Annotated in this window: 13 protein-coding genes and 1 tRNA gene; 2 read left to right on the top strand and 12 right to left on the bottom strand. The window is 59.1% G+C overall.

Features of this window, described 5'->3' with window-relative positions; translation table 11 throughout:
* Nucleotides 1-11: 11 nt before the first annotated feature.
* From PMI37_RS07385 to PMI37_RS07375, 3 genes are read right to left on the bottom strand one after another with little or no spacing between them, the layout of a single operon-like run.
* Entirely contained in the window at nt 12-818 is an 807-nt protein-coding gene (locus tag PMI37_RS07385) for an ABC transporter permease (RefSeq protein ID WP_008079566.1), read from the bottom strand.
* Nucleotides 818-1,738, bottom strand: a complete 921-nt coding sequence (locus tag PMI37_RS07380; protein WP_008079565.1) for an ABC transporter permease — start codon at nt 1,736-1,738, stop codon at nt 818-820. The genes PMI37_RS07385 and PMI37_RS07380 overlap by 1 nt, the downstream gene beginning before the upstream one ends.
* A 15-nt stretch (nt 1,739-1,753) precedes the next feature.
* Nucleotides 1,754-2,872 (bottom strand): ABC transporter ATP-binding protein, encoded by a 1,119-nt coding sequence (locus PMI37_RS07375; protein ID WP_008079564.1) that lies wholly within the window; start codon nt 2,870-2,872, stop codon nt 1,754-1,756.
* Nucleotides 2,873-3,098: 226 nt separating this feature from the next.
* On the opposite strand from PMI37_RS07375, the gene PMI37_RS07370 reads away from it, so the two are divergent.
* The gene (locus PMI37_RS07370) at nt 3,099-4,001 is read left to right on the top strand and encodes a LysR substrate-binding domain-containing protein (protein WP_008079563.1); all 903 of its coding nucleotides are present in this window, start codon (nt 3,099-3,101) and stop codon (nt 3,999-4,001) included.
* Here the strand turns inward: PMI37_RS07370 and PMI37_RS07365 are convergent.
* A complete protein-coding gene (locus tag PMI37_RS07365; protein ID WP_008079562.1) occupies nt 3,994-6,051 on the bottom strand; it encodes a methyl-accepting chemotaxis protein in 2,058 nt (685 codons plus the stop codon). The two genes, PMI37_RS07370 and PMI37_RS07365, sit on opposite strands and share 8 nt — an antisense overlap.
* Nucleotides 6,052-6,522: 471 nt before the next feature.
* Between PMI37_RS07365 and PMI37_RS07360 the strand changes: the two genes are divergently transcribed.
* Nucleotides 6,523-7,740 (top strand): MFS transporter, encoded by a 1,218-nt coding sequence (locus PMI37_RS07360; protein ID WP_008079561.1) that lies wholly within the window; start codon nt 6,523-6,525, stop codon nt 7,738-7,740.
* 142 nt (nt 7,741-7,882) lie between these two features.
* On the opposite strand, the gene ychF is transcribed toward PMI37_RS07360, so the two are convergent.
* The 8 genes from ychF to PMI37_RS07320 form a co-directional block, all read right to left on the bottom strand.
* The gene (gene ychF / locus PMI37_RS07355) at nt 7,883-8,983 is read right to left on the bottom strand and encodes a redox-regulated ATPase YchF (protein ID WP_007912904.1); all 1,101 of its coding nucleotides are present in this window, start codon (nt 8,981-8,983) and stop codon (nt 7,883-7,885) included.
* Nucleotides 8,984-9,005: 22 nt separating this feature from the next.
* Nucleotides 9,006-9,590 (bottom strand): aminoacyl-tRNA hydrolase, encoded by a 585-nt coding sequence (gene pth, locus PMI37_RS07350; protein WP_008079560.1) that lies wholly within the window; start codon nt 9,588-9,590, stop codon nt 9,006-9,008.
* A 171-nt stretch (nt 9,591-9,761) separates the two neighbouring features.
* On the bottom strand, nt 9,762-10,361 hold the full coding sequence (locus tag PMI37_RS07345) for a 50S ribosomal protein L25/general stress protein Ctc (RefSeq protein WP_008079559.1): 600 nt from the start codon (nt 10,359-10,361) through the stop codon (nt 9,762-9,764).
* Nucleotides 10,362-10,503: 142 nt separating this feature from the next.
* Nucleotides 10,504-11,445, bottom strand: a complete 942-nt coding sequence (locus PMI37_RS07340) for a ribose-phosphate pyrophosphokinase (RefSeq protein WP_003171603.1) — start codon at nt 11,443-11,445, stop codon at nt 10,504-10,506.
* Nucleotides 11,446-11,490: 45 nt separating this feature from the next.
* Nucleotides 11,491-11,565 (bottom strand) — tRNA-Gln (locus PMI37_RS07335).
* A gap of 36 nt (nt 11,566-11,601) precedes the next feature.
* Nucleotides 11,602-12,453 (bottom strand): 4-(cytidine 5'-diphospho)-2-C-methyl-D-erythritol kinase, encoded by an 852-nt coding sequence (ispE, locus tag PMI37_RS07330; protein ID WP_008079558.1) that lies wholly within the window; start codon nt 12,451-12,453, stop codon nt 11,602-11,604.
* A 3-nt stretch (nt 12,454-12,456) separates the two neighbouring features.
* Nucleotides 12,457-13,074 (bottom strand): lipoprotein insertase outer membrane protein LolB, encoded by a 618-nt coding sequence (gene lolB, locus PMI37_RS07325; protein ID WP_008079557.1) that lies wholly within the window; start codon nt 13,072-13,074, stop codon nt 12,457-12,459.
* Nucleotides 13,075-13,077: 3 nt separating this feature from the next.
* Nucleotides 13,078-14,802 (bottom strand): tetratricopeptide repeat protein, encoded by a 1,725-nt coding sequence (locus PMI37_RS07320; protein ID WP_008079556.1) that lies wholly within the window; start codon nt 14,800-14,802, stop codon nt 13,078-13,080.
* Nucleotides 14,803-14,963: the final 161 nt, after the last annotated feature.

The raw sequence follows: 14,963 nt of genomic DNA, 5'->3' as shown, positions 1-14,963 counted from the left end.
TCGTAGAAGGTTCAGGCGTTCTTTTTGCCCAACAGGTAAGAGAGGCTGACGAACAGCACCGAGACGCCGAGGATCAGCGTCGACACGGCGTTGACGTCGGGTGTCACGCCCATGCGCAGCAGGCCGAAAATGAAGATCGGCAGCGTTGTCGTGCCGGCCTGCGAGACCATCATTGAGATCACGAAGTTATCCAGCGAGACGATGAAGGCCAGCATCAGCCCGGAGAAAATCCCCGGCATCAGCAGCGGCAGAGTGACCTTGCGAAAGGTTCGCCAAGGGCCGGCATACAGGTCGGCCGAGGCTTGTTCCAGCGACAGGTCCATGTCGTTCAATCTTGCGCGAATCGGCAGGTAGGCGAAGGGAATGCAGAACACCGTGTGCGCGATGATCAGGTTGCCGTAACCCAGCGACAGACCGATGGTGGAGAACAGCGCCAGCGTCGCTACACCAACGACAATTTCCGGCAACACCAGCGGCAACATGATCGCGCCCATCGACAATTGCAGACCCTTGAACTTGGCGCCGCGCGAGGTGCCGAGGGCAGCGAGGGTGGCAATCGCCGTGGCGATCATGCTTGCGCAGACGGCGATCAACAGGCTGTTGCCGGCGGCCTGGCGCAAGGCCTGATTGGCGAACGCGGCGCGATACCAATCGAGGCTGAAACCGGTCCACACCGTCGCCGATTGGTTGGCATTGAAGGAGAACACCACCAACACCACGATCGGCGCGTAGAGGTACAGATAGAACAGAAAACTGAAGCCGCCGAAGCCGGGGAAGTCCTGCACACCCAGCCCTTTGCGTTTGAATAGGCCGATCATCACGCACCTCCTTTGGCGATGCGCTGGCGCTCAGCGCGCAAGGCATAAACGGTCAGCACCAGCATCACCGCGGCCATCAGCACCAGCGACAACGCCGCGCCAAACGGCCAGTTACGCGCATCGCTGAACTGCCGGAAAATCAGGTTGCCGAGCATCATCCGCGTGCCGCCACCGAGCAGCTCCGGGGCGATCATCGCGCCCAGGCACGGTACGAAGGTGAGGATCGCGCCAGCGAGAATTCCCGGTTTGGCGATTGGCAAGACGACTTTGCGCAAGGTGCGTATGCGTCCGGCGTAGAGATCCTGCGCGGCTTCGAGCAGGCGGATATCCATCTTTTCCAGCGTCGCGTAAATCGGCAACACCACGAACGGCGCATAGGTGTAAACCAGCCCCAGCAGCACCGCGCCGTCGGTGTACAACAACTGCAATGGTTCGTGGATAACGCCCATGCCCATCAGGCTGTTGTTGATCACCCCGGTGTTACGCAGCAGCAGAATCCACGCGTAAGTGCGGATCAGCAGGTTGGCCCAGAACGGCACGGTGATCAGAAAGATCAGCAAACCACGGCGATGTGCCGGTTGCATGGCCAGCCACACCGCGACCGGAAAACCGATCAGCAGCGTGATGATCGTGGTCAGCCCGGCAATGCCGATCGAGCGCAGGGCGATGAGCAAATACGAGTCGGCAAAGGCGAGGCTGTCGTCCAGTTGCCGTTCGAACAGCAGCGAGGTGTAGGCGTCGCTGCTGAAGACTTTATTGACCCCGCCGTAGGGGTTGGCCTCCATCAGCGAATAGCCGATGACGATGAGAATCGGCACCACCAGAAACAAACAGATAGCGATCAGCGCCGGGCTGACCCCGAGGAAACTCTGAAAGGCTTTGCGCCGCTCCAGCGTGTTGGCAATCGGTAAGGCGTGCATGGCAATTCCTCCGGCTCAATCGTGCAGGACGCTGGCGCTGCCCTGGTCGAACAGCAAACCGGCCTGGGAGCCGACCGCAAAGCGCAGGCTTTGGTCGACGCAATTGGGCGTACGCACGGTGAGGCGCGAACCGTCGCTGAGGCTGACCTGATATTGCAGATCAGTGCCGAGATAGATCTGTGCTTCGATCCGGCACGGCAGCGCGCTTTCGCTAGCCGCTGGCACCAGATGCAGACGCTCAGGTCGTACCGACAGGCTGACGTTGGCGCCGACCTGCACATCGCTGCACGGTTGCGCGGGCAGCGGATGCCCGGCAGGCCCGGCGAACCACGCCTTCCCGTCCTCAACGCGAGTGACGGTGCCTTCGATGAAATTGGTTTCGCCGATGAAGTCGGCGACGAAGCGATTACGCGGGCGTTCGTAGATATCTTCAGGCCGACCGACCTGCTGCACTTCGCCTTCGGACAATACGGCGATGCGGTCGGACATGGTCAGCGCTTCTTCCTGGTCGTGGGTGACGAAGATGAAGGTGATACCGGTCTTGGCCTGGATGATTTTCAACTCTTCGCGCATCGCCTGACGCAGCTTGAGATCGAGCGCGGAAAGCGGCTCATCGAGCAACAGCACTTTCGGATGCGGTGCCAAAGCGCGGGCGAGGGCGACACGTTGTTGCTGACCGCCCGACAGCTGCGCCGGTTTGCGGTTGGCGAAACGTTCCATCTGCACCAGCGCCAGCATCTCGCGCACACGCTCGGCGATTTGCGCCTTGGTGAGGACTTTGCCCATCGGCTGTGATTCGAGGCCGAATGCCAGGTTCTCGGCGATGGTCATGTGCGGGAACAGCGCGTAATGCTGGAACACCGTGTTGACCGGACGTTGGAACGGCGGGCGATCAGCGATGTTTTCGCCGTAGAGAAGAATCTCGCCTTCGGTGGGAAATTCGAAACCGGCGATCATCCGCAGCAGCGTGGTCTTGCCGCAGCCGGAAGGGCCGAGAAGGGTGAAGAATTCGTTGTCGCGGATATCCAGGTCGATGCTTTTCAGCGCCACCGGACCGGTCTGCGGATCACCGTAAACCTTGCGCACTGAACGGATCGAGACCGCCAGCGTTTGCAGCGAATGCAGGGCATTCATGCGTTACCTCCGATTCCCCCATCGCCTGCGACTCGCTTTGCAAAGCGTTGCCGTCGGGCCATGGATATTATTTTTTTGGGCAGGATCGAGATTGCGTTCGGGTGTGAAACCAGCTGTTTTTTTGTTTTGCTGTGGCTCGATTATCAGCCAGGGGTTGCGCGGCGCGACACTTCAATTTAAACATGGCAGGTGTTAGTTAATTTAACAGCCGAAGGTGCCAGGAATCATGCCCGACCACCGTTTGCCGCCGCTCAACGCGGTGCGCGCCTTTGATGCCGCTGCACGTTTGGGCAGCTACGTCGAAGCCTCGAAAGCCCTGCACGTGACCCAGCCTGCGATTGGCCGCCACGTGAAATTGCTCGAGGACTGGTTGGGCATTCAATTGTTCGAGCGCACCTCGCGCGGAGTCAACCTGACGCCGGCGGGGGAGAAGTACCACCGCAAGATCAGCGCCGCTTTGCAGTTGATCATTGAAGCGGGCAAGGAAGCCCGGCCGAAAGATGCTGAGCGCTGGCTGCGGATCATGGTGGTGCCGGGTTTCGCCAAGCGCTGGTTGATGCCTCGGATCGAAGCGCTGCGGCATTTGCGCCCGGGATTGAAACTGGCGATCGAGCCCAATTCGACCTTCACCGAAGTGGACGGCAAGAGCGCAGATCTCGGCATCGTTTACGGCCTCGATGGGCAATACGCCGACTCACGGGAAGCGCTGATTTGCCCACGGGTATTCCCGATCTGCACGCCGGCGTATCTGGCCAGCATCGCCCCGATCAGCAGCCCCGCTGACCTGGTCAGAAACGATCTGATCCACGTCGATGACGGCGAATGGTGGAACCTGTGGTTCGCCGCGCACGACCTCGATATCCATCTCAATTCTGACATGCTTTACGTCAACAACGATCACGCGCTTTCAGTCGCCGAGAGCGGGCAGGGCATCGCGCTGGCCAACGAGGTACTGGTGCGTCATGAACTGGCCAGCGGCAAACTGGTGCGTGCGGTCGATGCTGAGGTGAAGCTTGAGAGCTATCGAGTGCTGACGCCGTCCGCCGAACTCTCGGCGGATGTGGCGTGGTTTATTCAATGGCTCAAGGCTGAACTGGAAACGGACTTCCCCGAGGCTGTGATCAACTGAGGCGGAAGCGTGCGGTGTTGTCGCTTAGCGCCTTGCTGCCTTGGCTGAGGGTGTCTGCGGCAAGATTCACTGCGCGTGCGCCTTCCAGCAAACGTACGGCGGCCTGATCGACCTGCTGGATATTGCCGCTGACCTCATCGGCGGTACTCGCTTGTTCTTCAACGGCTGTGGCGATCTGCGCCAGGGTATCGGTGACGCTCTGCACGGCGCTGGCGATTTCGCCCAGGCGTTCACCGAGACCGGTGACCGACTCGGCATCGGTTTGCGCCTGGCCGCACGCCGCTTCCATCAAACTCACCGCTTCGTTGACCGTGGCGCGCAAGCTGTCGACCGTGCCGGCGATCTGCGCGGTGGATGATTGCGTGCGTTGCGACAGGCTGCGCACTTCGTCGGCGACCACGGCGAAACCGCGACCCTGCTCACCGGCACGCGCAGCTTCAATGGCCGCGTTGAGCGCGAGTAGATTGGTTTGCTCGGCAACGCCGCGAATAGTGTCGACCACCAATTGAATCTGCTGGCCTTGCTCGCTGACTCGACCGAGTGCCGCTGCGGTGTCGTTCAAGCGTTGATTGAGCTGCTGAATACTCGCCGTGGTGCGTTGGCTGTCGCGGCTGCTGTCAGCAGCGATGCGCTGGGTGTGCTGAGCGCTGCCTGAGGCCTGCTCACAGCTTTGCGCCACGCCTTGCGAGGTGGCGGCCAATTGCGTGGCGGCTGCGGCGATCTGGCTGATCTGCAACTGTTGCGCTTCGACTTCGCCGAGGGCGCCGCTGGAGTGCTCGTTGAGGCTGCGCACGGCATGGCTTAACTGCGAGGTCTCGTGATCGACGCCGAGCATGCTTGTGCGCAGTTGCACCACGGCCACGTTGAGCGCGGTGCTGATCGCCGCCAACTCATCGCGGCCCACCACCGGCACTTGCAGGCTCAGGTTGCCGTCGCGCAGAGCTTCGGCGAGCAGGGTGATGCCGCTGGCGCTGCGGCGAATCGAAGCTTGCAGGCAGATGAACAGATACAGCGCCGCGAGCAGCAAGCAGCCGAAGATCGCCGCGACGAGGATGAACTGACGGATCGCCGAGCCGTGATAGGCGTCAAGTCGTTGATCCAGCGACACCAGTGATTGCTGGCGCAGGGCGGCGAGATCGGTCAGCAGGGCATCGAGGTTGCGCTCGAAGTCGTCCGGTTTGAGCGTGATGCTGCCGCCGAACACGCCGTCGTCGAGCACCTTCAGGCCGCTGTCGAGACGTTTCAGGCTGTCGTGGTATTGGCTGGCCCAGGTCTGTTGATCTTTCGGCAAGCGTGCTTCGAGCAGCGTGGCGGTTTTCACCAGTTGCTCGCGGGCATCGCCGATGCGGCTGCGCAAGTCGCGCAATTGCAGACGGCTTTGCAGGGTGAATTGGCCGGAGACGACCGAGGCTTGACCGACGGCGGCGAGGCGGCCGACCCGTTCGATCAGGTCCGGCGCGTGTTGCGTGGAAATCTGCGTGAGCAGATAGGTTTCCAGCCAGGGTGCGAGGGTCAGGCGATTGTCCATGACGATCTGTTCGCGCAACGCCTGCAGGGCGCTGAGGGCGTTGGTGAAACGATCGTAACCGTCTGGCCACCAGCCGACGCTGCTGAGGCTTTTCGAGTCCAGGCCATTGAGCGCGGTTTGCAGCGCCTGAAAGCGGCTGAGGGTTTCGCCTTCGGCACCTTCGTTTTTCAGCGCGTTACCCAAGTCCGTGGTGGCTTGCAGAACTGCCGGTTGCACCGTGTCGAATGCGCCCATGGCGGCGAGGGTAGCGGGCGTCGGCTGGCGATTGGTTTCCGTGGCGCGCCAACGGGCAGCGCGATCACGTTGGGCGGCGAGCAGGTTGTCCAGCGCATCCAGCGCCAGCAACTGGCGCACGCCGGCACGTTCGCCGGAAATCAGATTGAGCTTGTCGCGATAGTCCTGGCCGATCATCAGCAGACTGCCGGCCAACGGCAGAATGAACAGCAGAAACAACAACTGGAATTTACCTGCGAAGCCAAATCGCCCCAGCAATTTGATCCCCGGTGAAAGGAAAGCCTGCATGCCCCATGACTCCTCTGGACACCACGCACCAATGGCGTGCATCGCGGTCGTGCGACCTGGATGTTGTGCCCTGCTAAAAGGCCTCGAAAGTTCACTCTCGCCCGCTCTGTAGGCCGGCTCTGTAGCGAAACTTCCCATTGTCGGTGCCCTTTGTAAGGGCGCCGCGTTCAAGAGATGAAACAAGGCAAGATTCAGACCATGGCGTTGCGCTATCACCTATCCCATGTAGGAGCTGCCGAAGGCTGCGATCTTTTGATCTTTGTTTTCAGGATCAAGATCAAAAGATCGCAGCCTTCGGCAGCTCCTACATGATTCATGTCAGTCAGTCAGTCAGTCAGGTTTAGTTGGTCAGGTTTAGTTGGTCAGGTTTAGTTGGTTAGTTAGCTGGCTAAGGGGATGGCGCTCGCGCACTGAAAAATGGCACATTGACGCACCTGCCTGTGCGCACCCATCTGTTGTCCGGAAATTCTCATGGCTATCAGCAACGCTCAGACCGCCGCTGCCTCGGCGCCCGCTGCTCCGCAAAGCAGTCCATTGGTGATGCGCATCATCGGCGCGGTGGCGCTGGCGCATTTGATCAACGACTTGATCCAGTCGGTACTGCCGTCGATCTACCCGATGCTCAAGGCCAAATACGATCTGAGTTTTACTCAGGTCGGCCTGATCACCTTGACCTTCCAGTTGACGGCCTCGCTGCTGCAGCCGTGGGTCGGCTATCACACTGATCGGCATCCGAAACCATGGTTACTGCCGGCCGGTTCGATCTGCACACTGATTGGCATTGTGATGATGTCGATGGTCGGCAGTTTTCCGTTGATTCTGCTGGCGGCGGCGCTGATCGGTATCGGTTCTTCGACGTTTCACCCCGAGGCCTCGCGGATTGCGCGACTGGCCTCTGGCGGACGCTTTGGTCTGGCGCAATCGACCTTCCAGGTCGGCGGTAACGCCGGCTCCGCGTTCGGTCCGCTGCTGGCGGCGGCGATCATCATTCCGTTCGGTCAGGGCAACGTGGCGTGGTTCGGCTTGTTCGCGGTATTTGCGCTGTTCGTGATGTACCGCATCAGTCGCTGGTACGCCCATCATTTGAACCTGTTCAAACTCAAGGCCGGCCAGGCGGCAACTCACGGGCTGTCGAAGGGCAGGGTGACCAGTGCGTTGGTGGTGCTGGGGCTATTGGTGTTTTCGAAGTATTTCTACATGGCCAGCCTGACCAGTTACTTCACGTTCTACCTGATCGAGAAGTTCGACCTGTCGGTGGCGAGTTCGCAACTGCACCTGTTCCTGTTCCTCGGTGCGGTAGCGGCGGGGACCTTCTTCGGCGGGCCGATTGGCGACAAGATCGGGCGTAAGGCGGTGATCTGGTTCTCGATCCTCGGCGTGGCGCCGTTCACGCTGCTGATGCCTCACGTTGATCTGTTCTGGACGACTGTCCTCAGCGTGGTGATCGGCTTCATTCTGGCGTCGGCGTTCTCGGCGATTGTGGTGTATGCGCAGGAACTGGTGCCGGGGAATGTCGGGATGATTGCCGGAATCTTCTTCGGTCTAATGTTTGGTTTTGGCGGGATTGGCGCGGCGTTGCTGGGGCATCTGGCGGATGTGCACGGGATTGAGTACGTGTATTTCCTGTGTTCGTTTCTGCCGTTGTTTGGCGTGTTGGCGATCTTCTTGCCGCGTACCAAAAAGGCTTAAGATCAAAAGATCGCAGCCTTCGGCAGCTCCTACAGGTGTACATCAATCCCATGTAGGAGCTGCCGCAGGCTGCGATCTTTTAACAATCTGCCAGGCACAAAAAAGCCGCGTATCAAACGCGGCTTTTTCTTGGGCGTAATGCTTACACGTTGAATCGGAAGTGCATCACGTCGCCGTCTTTGACGATGTAATCCTTGCCTTCCAGACGCCATTTACCGGCTTCTTTGGTACCGGCTTCGCCCTTGTACTGGATGAAGTCGTTGTAGGCGATCACTTCGGCGCGGATGAAGCCTTTCTCGAAGTCGGTGTGGATCACGCCGGCGGCCTGAGGTGCGGTGGCGCCGACTTTGACGGTCCAGGCGCGGACTTCTTCGACACCGGCGGTGAAGTAGGTCTGCAGGTGCAGCATTTCGTAGCCGGCGCGGATCACGCGGTTCAGGCCAGGCTCTTCCAGGCCCAGGGCCTCAAGGAACATGTCCTTCTCTTCGCCGTCATCGAGCTCGGCGATTTCCGCTTCGATCTTGTTGCAGACCGGAACAACCATTGCGCCTTCTTCTTCGGCAATGGCGCGAACCACGTCCAGGTGCGGGTTGTTCTCGAAACCGTCTTCAGCGACGTTGGCGATGTACATGACCGGTTTGGTGGTCAGCAAGTGGAAGCCCTTGATCACGGCTTTTTCGTCCGCGCTCATGTTCTTCATCAGGCTGCGTGCCGGCTTGGCTTCGGTGAAGTGCGCGATCAGTTGCTCAAGCAGAGCCTTCTGAACCACGGCGTCCTTGTCACCGCCCTTGGCGTTACGCGCGACTTTCTGCAGTTGCTTCTCGCAGCTGTCGAGGTCGGCGAAGATCAGTTCCAGGTCGATGATTTCGATGTCGCGCTTCGGGTCGACGCTGTTGGAAACGTGGATCACGTTCTCGTCTTCGAAGCAGCGCACGACGTGAGCGATCGCGTCGGTTTCACGGATGTTGGCCAGGAACTTGTTGCCCAGGCCTTCACCTTTCGAGGCGCCGGCAACGAGACCCGCGATGTCGACGAATTCCATGGTGGTCGGCAGGATGCGCTTCGGATTGACGATGGCCGCCAGTGCTTCCAGACGCGGATCCGGCATCGGCACGATGCCGCTGTTCGGCTCGATGGTGCAGAAGGGGAAGTTCTCCGCCGCAATACCGGATTTGGTCAGGGCGTTGAACAGGGTGGACTTGCCGACGTTAGGCAGGCCGACGATGCCGCAATTGAATCCCATGGTGTTTCCCCTCGGAGTAGAGTCAGGCCTTCTGGCTGTGCAGGTTTTTCATCGCGCGGTTCCATTCACCGGCGAGGATATCCGGCAGCACGCCGAGGGCAAAGTCGATGCTGGCATCGAGTTTTTCCTGTTCGGCGCGTGGCGCACGACCCAGGACGAAATTTGAAACCATACTGGCGACGCCCGGGTGGCCAATGCCAAGCCGCAGGCGGTAGAACGTATTCTGATTGCCCAGTTGCGCAATGATGTCGCGCAACCCGTTGTGACCGCCATGGCCGCCGCCCTGCTTGAGCTTGGCAACGCCCGGAGGCAAGTCGAGTTCGTCGTGCGCCACGAGGATTTCTTCAGGCTTGATGCGGAAGAAACCGGCGAGTGCCGCCACGGCCTGGCCGCTGCGGTTCATGTAGGTGGTGGGAATCAGCAGACGAACATCCTGACCCTGGTGCGAATAGCGCCCGGTCAGGCCGAAATATTTGCGATCGGCCACAAGATTCACATTCTGTGCGTGGGCGATGCGCTCAACAAAAAGGGCCCCTGCGTTATGCCGGGTCTGGTCGTATTCGGCGCCTGGATTTCCCAGGCCAACGATCAGTTTGATGGCAGTCACGATAGGGGCCCTTCCTTTGAGTGGTGGATAACATCGCCGCGATCAGGGATAGCGGCGAAAGTGGACGAAAAATGCTCATTTACCATGAATGTAAACTCCGCGATCTCGCCCGCTTTCTCGCTACGTTCCAGTCCGCGATGTTACTTGCTCACTCAGGCATGACAGAGTGAATTACTCTGCTGCGCCTTCTTCAGCTTCTGGAGCAACGCGTGGAGCGTGTACGTTTGCAACAGCTTTGTCGTCACCGTGAGCCAGTGCAACGAACTCAACGCCTTTAGGGGCTTTGAGGTCGGACAGGTGAACGATTGCGCCGATTTCCAGAGCCGACAGGTCGACTTCGATGAACTCAGGCAGATCTTTCGGCAGGCAAGTTACTTCGATTTCGTTCAGGACGTGCGAGATCTCGCCGCCTTTCTTGGTCGGAGCTTCTTCACCAACAAAGTGCACAGGCACGATAGCGGTCAGTTTCTGGCCGGCTACGACACGTACGAAGTCAGCGTGCAGAACGTGACCCTTGGACGGGTGACGTTGCAGAGCTTTGATGATGACGTTCTGCTTTTTGCCGCCAACGTTCAGTTCGATAACGTGGCTGTAGGCAGCGTCGTTTTCGAGCAGTTTGGCAACTTCTTTGGCCAGCATGCTGATGGATTCAGGGGCTTTTTCGCCACCGTAAACAACAGCTGGAACCAGAGCGGCGAGACGACGCAGGCGGCGGCTCGCACCTTTCCCCAGGTCGGAACGCAGTTCAGCATTCAGAGTAAAATCGTTCATTGTGTATCTCCAAAATAGCCATGACCGGGTTGACGTTTGCGACCAGCGCCAAACACGGTATGGGCAAAAAAGCCCCGCCCCGGCAGGAATGCCGGGGCGGGGCGCTTTTCGTCAACGAGACATTTCGAGAAGGGCAGGGCCCTTAACGGAACATCGCGCTGATCGATTCTTCATTGCTGATGCGGCGAACCGCTTCGGCAACAACCGGTGCGATATCCAGTTGACGGATACGTGCACAGGCTTGTGCTGCAGCGGACAGCGGGATGGTGTTAGTCACCACCAGCTCGTCCAGCACGGAATTTTCGATATTCTCGATGGCCCGACCCGACAGCACAGGGTGTGTGCAGTAGGCAAAGACCTTGGCTGCGCCATGCTCTTTCAAGGCCTTTGCCGCGTGGCACAGAGTGCCGGCGGTATCGACCATGTCATCGACCAGAATACAGGTACGCCCTTCGACATCACCGATGATATGCATCACTTCAGAGTGATTGGCTTTCTCACGGCGTTTGTCGATGATCCCGAGATCCACGCCCAGGGATTTGGCAACAGCCCGTGCACGCACGACGCCACCAATGTCCGGGGACACAATCATCAGGTTTTCAAAGCGCTGATCTTCAATGTCATCCACCAATACTGGGGAGCCGTAGATGTTATCTACCGGAATATCGAAGAAACCCTGAATCTGGTCAGCATGCAGATCAACCGTGAGAACACGGTCGATGCCGACTACGGTAAGCATGTCAGCGACGACTTTCGCGCTGATAGCCACACGTGCGGAACGCGGACGGCGATCCTGACGGGCATAACCAAAATAAGGAATAACAGCAGTGATACGAGTAGCCGAGGAGCGGCGGAAGGCGTCAGCCATCACTACCAGTTCCATCAGGTTATCGTTGGTCGGAGCGCAAGTCGGCTGAATAATGAAAACGTCTTTACCGCGAACGTTTTCATTGATCTCGGCAGTAATTTCGCCGTCGGAGAACTTACCGACAGAGATGTCACCGAGAGGGATATGCAGCTGACGTACAACACGCCGAGCCAGATCGGGGTTAGCGTTCCCCGTAAAGACCATCATCTTGGACACGCGCAGTACCTAGAGGCTGAGGGTAACCTGGATGAGTATAGAAAATGGCAGGGGCGGCTGGATTCGAACCAACGCATGGCAGGATCAAAACCTGCTGCCTTACCGCTTGGCGACGCCCCTGTATCTGTTGCATCAAGTGCCGAGCACTTGGTTCCTTTAGAGCAGACTTTGCAGCTTGCGGTGCAACATCGAAACGTTGCTGCCTTTTGCTACAAACCCTGTAAGGGTCTCTGTCAGAAGGGCCGAGACTTTATCAGCTTCAGCTTTGCTTGGGAAGCCCCCAAACACACAACTTCCAGTTCCGGTGAGTTTTGCTTCGGTAAATTTACCTAACAAATCCAATGCGTTACGTACTTCTGGATAACGCCTTGCAACCACCGGCAAGCAGTCATTTCGACTGTTTCCCTCGGGAACGGGGCGCACTTTAATGGGCGGCGTGTTACGTGTCAACAAAGGATCGGAAAAAATTTCTGCCGTACTTACAGAGACTTGCGGTACGAGCACCAGATACCACGGTTCTTCGGGATCGACCGGGGTCAGTTTCTCGCCCACGCCCTCGGCGAAAGCTGCGTGACCACGGACGAAAACCGGGACGTCGGCACCCAGCGTCAGGCCCAGAGTAGCCAGGCGATCTTCATCCCAGCCCAGTTGCCACAAATGATTGAGGCCGAGCAAAGTGGTCGCCGCATTTGAACTGCCACCACCAATGCCACCGCCCATGGGCAGCACTTTGTCGATCCAGATGTCGATACCCAGCGGACAGCCCGATTGTTGCTGAAGCATTTTTGCTGCGCGCACGATCAGATTGCTGTCATGCGGCACGCCGGCAAACTCGGTGTGCAGCTGAATCACGCCGTCATCGCGCGCGGCAAAAGTGATTTCGTCGCCGTAATCGACAAACTGAAACAGCGTCTGCAACTCGTGATAACCATCTTCACGGCGACCGAGAATGTGCAGCATCAGATTGAGTTTGGCCGGCGAGGGCAGGGTCAGGCGTGCAGCGGTCATGCGTTATTGCCCCAACTTGCGCGGTTGCCAGGTCTTGATCACCAGCGTGACGTCGAGGTCGGTGCCGTGCAGCTTTATGCGCTCGGGCAACCAGTAACCGTTTTGTTCGGTGTACGCGGTGTATTCAACTTTCCAGCCATCCTGTTCAAGGCTGGCCAGACGGCTGTCAGCGTCCAGATTCAGGCGGCTTTTAGAGTCCGGAGCCGGCAGGCCACGCACCCACCAGGCCAGATTCGGCACCGGCAGTTTCCAGCCAAGCTGTTCTTCGAGCAAGGCTTCCGGGGATTGCGATTCGTAGCGGCCCTGGTTGGCGACTTCCAGCGACACCTTGCCCGGACGCCCGGTCAGGCGTGCGGCGCCACGACCCAGCGGGCCGGACAGACGAATGTCGTAGTAATCCTGACGTTGCAGCCAGAACAGCGTGCCGCTACCGGAATCTTTCGGTGCGCGGATGCCGATCTTGCCGTCGATCTGCCAGCCGTCGAGGCCAGTCAGTTGCTGTTTGTTCGCGGCCCATTGAGCCGGACTGCCGTGGCCCTCGACCGATTCACGGGTGCCGAAACCCGAGCAGCCAGCGAGCAGGGCGATGAAGCTGAAAACAATAACGTGGCGCAAAAACATGAGTTAAAGAGTCTCGGATCCGGTCAGGCGCTTGATGGTGCTGCGCAGAATGGTGCTGTCGGGCTGATCCTTGAGGAATTTGCCCCAGATTTGTTTGGCTTCACGCTGATTGCCCTTGGTCCACAACACTTCGCCCAGGTGAGCGGCGACTTCGTGGTCAGGGAAACGCTCCAGCGCCTGACGCAGGTATTTCTCGGCGTCATCCAGATTGCCCATGCGGTAATTCACCCAGCCGAGGCTGTCGAGTACGGCCGGGTCTTCCGGATTGATCTGGTGCGCCTGCTCGATCAGCGCCTTGGCTTCAGCGTAGCGGGTGGTGCGGTCGGACAAGGTGTAACCCAAAGCGTTCAGCGCCATGGCGTTGTCCGGATCACGCTTGATGATCAGGCGCAGGTCTTTTTCCATCTGCGCCAAGTCGTTGCGTTTTTCCGCGAGCATCGCCCGGGTGTAGAGCAGATTCAGATCGTCCGGGTATTGCAGCAAGGCTTGCTGCAAGACTTTCCAGGCCTTGTCGTCCTGTTTGTTGGCCGACAGGGTTTCCGATTCGATCAGGTACAGCTGAATCGCGTAGTCCGGTTGCTCGTCACGCTCGGCGGCGAGTTTGCTTTGTGCTTCAGCGGTCTTGCCGTTGTTCATCAGGATATCGGCCTGACGCAATTGCGCCGGCAGATAGTCGTTGCCGGGGCCGACCTGGGCGTACTCGATGAGTGCGCCTTGCGGATCGTTACGCTCTTCGGCGATGCGGCCGAGGTTCAGGTGCGCCGAATCGACGTGGCTTTCACGGGCGATCAGGTCTTCCAGATAACCCTTGGCCTCGTCCCAGGCTTTGGCTTCCAGGCACACCAATGCCAGCGAATAGCGCAGTTCGTCGTCTTCCGGGTATTGCTGAACGAGGCTGGAAAACTCGGCCTTGGCGTCGTCCATGCGGTCTTGCTCAACCAACATGCGCGCGTAAGTCAGGCGCAGGCGCTTGTCGTCCGGGTATTTCTTGATGCTTTTTTGCAGAAGTGGCAGGGCTTCGTCGCCGCGGTTCATGATCTGCAGAAGACGGGCGCGCAGCAGGATCGGAGCGATTTCGCCTTCTTCCGGCGGATGGTCTTCGAGCAGGGTCAGGGCCGCTTTATTGTCGCCGTCCTGCTGCAGGAGCAGAGCCTTACCGAAAATCAGTTGGCTGTTGTTCGGGTGACGCTGCAGCAAACGGTCGAAACTTTTCATCAGACCGTTGCGGGTTTCCTGGTCGGTGTCGGCCGCTGAGAGGGCGAGGAAGTCGAAATGGGTGTCGCCCTTGCCTTGCAGGACTTTCTCCATATAGACCATCGAGTCGTCGTAACGCCCGGCGCGCGCCAGTTGCACGGCAGCAGCGCGTTGCGCTTCGAGGTCGTCCGGCGCGTTTTTCGCCCAGATCAGTGCGGTATCCAGCGCAGGCTGGTCCGCGCCGAGGTACTCGGCGATGCGAAAGGCGCGCTCGGAGACGCCCGGATCCTGCGTATTGATCGCCTGAGTCACGTAGTTGTCCAGGGCAATGTCGAAACGATTGCGCTGGCCGGCGAGTTCGGCACTCAACAGGCTGAAAACGGTTTCCTCGCTGAACGAGCTGTAAACCTTGGGCTTTTCAGGCACGGGCGTGGTGTCTTCGACCGGCGGTGTACCGTCCGGCGACACGGGTGCCAAGGCCTGACAGCCGCTGAGGAAGACAAAAGCAAGGAGCAACGCGGAAGATCTATTCATATAGGAAGAGGACGACTAACCTGCGGTCGGATCATCATGACACAAGCCTTCGGCCAAACATAACCGCTCAGGCAATTTACGCTGATCGCCCTGTAGGAGCTGCCGCAGGCTGCGATCTTTTGACGTTGATTGAGACGCGGAGCGTCCCGGGCTGCATTCCC

It is taken from the genome of Pseudomonas sp. GM80, from assembly GCF_000282515.1.
GTDB lineage: Bacteria > Pseudomonadota > Gammaproteobacteria > Pseudomonadales > Pseudomonadaceae > Aquipseudomonas.
This window is presented reverse-complemented; position numbering and strand designations above follow the sequence as displayed.

Excerpts from the sequence above, each read along its gene's own strand:
- PMI37_RS07385 (WP_008079566.1), bottom strand. The coding sequence starts at position 818 with ATGATCGGCCTATTCAAACGCAAAGGGCTGGGTGTGCAGGACTTCCCC.
- PMI37_RS07380 (WP_008079565.1), bottom strand. The coding sequence starts at position 1,738 with ATGCACGCCTTACCGATTGCCAACACGCTGGAGCGGCGCAAAGCCTTT.
- PMI37_RS07375 (WP_008079564.1), bottom strand. The coding sequence starts at position 2,872 with ATGAATGCCCTGCATTCGCTGCAAACGCTGGCGGTCTCGATCCGTTCA.
- PMI37_RS07370 (WP_008079563.1), top strand. The coding sequence starts at position 3,099 with ATGCCCGACCACCGTTTGCCGCCGCTCAACGCGGTGCGCGCCTTTGAT.
- PMI37_RS07365 (WP_008079562.1), bottom strand. The coding sequence starts at position 6,051 with ATGCAGGCTTTCCTTTCACCGGGGATCAAATTGCTGGGGCGATTTGGC.
- PMI37_RS07360 (WP_008079561.1), top strand. The coding sequence starts at position 6,523 with ATGGCTATCAGCAACGCTCAGACCGCCGCTGCCTCGGCGCCCGCTGCT.
- ychF (WP_007912904.1), bottom strand. The coding sequence starts at position 8,983 with ATGGGATTCAATTGCGGCATCGTCGGCCTGCCTAACGTCGGCAAGTCC.
- PMI37_RS07345 (WP_008079559.1), bottom strand. The coding sequence starts at position 10,361 with ATGAACGATTTTACTCTGAATGCTGAACTGCGTTCCGACCTGGGGAAA.
- ispE (WP_008079558.1), bottom strand. The coding sequence starts at position 12,453 with ATGACCGCTGCACGCCTGACCCTGCCCTCGCCGGCCAAACTCAATCTG.
- lolB (WP_008079557.1), bottom strand. The coding sequence starts at position 13,074 with ATGTTTTTGCGCCACGTTATTGTTTTCAGCTTCATCGCCCTGCTCGCT.
- PMI37_RS07320 (WP_008079556.1), bottom strand. The coding sequence starts at position 14,802 with ATGAATAGATCTTCCGCGTTGCTCCTTGCTTTTGTCTTCCTCAGCGGC.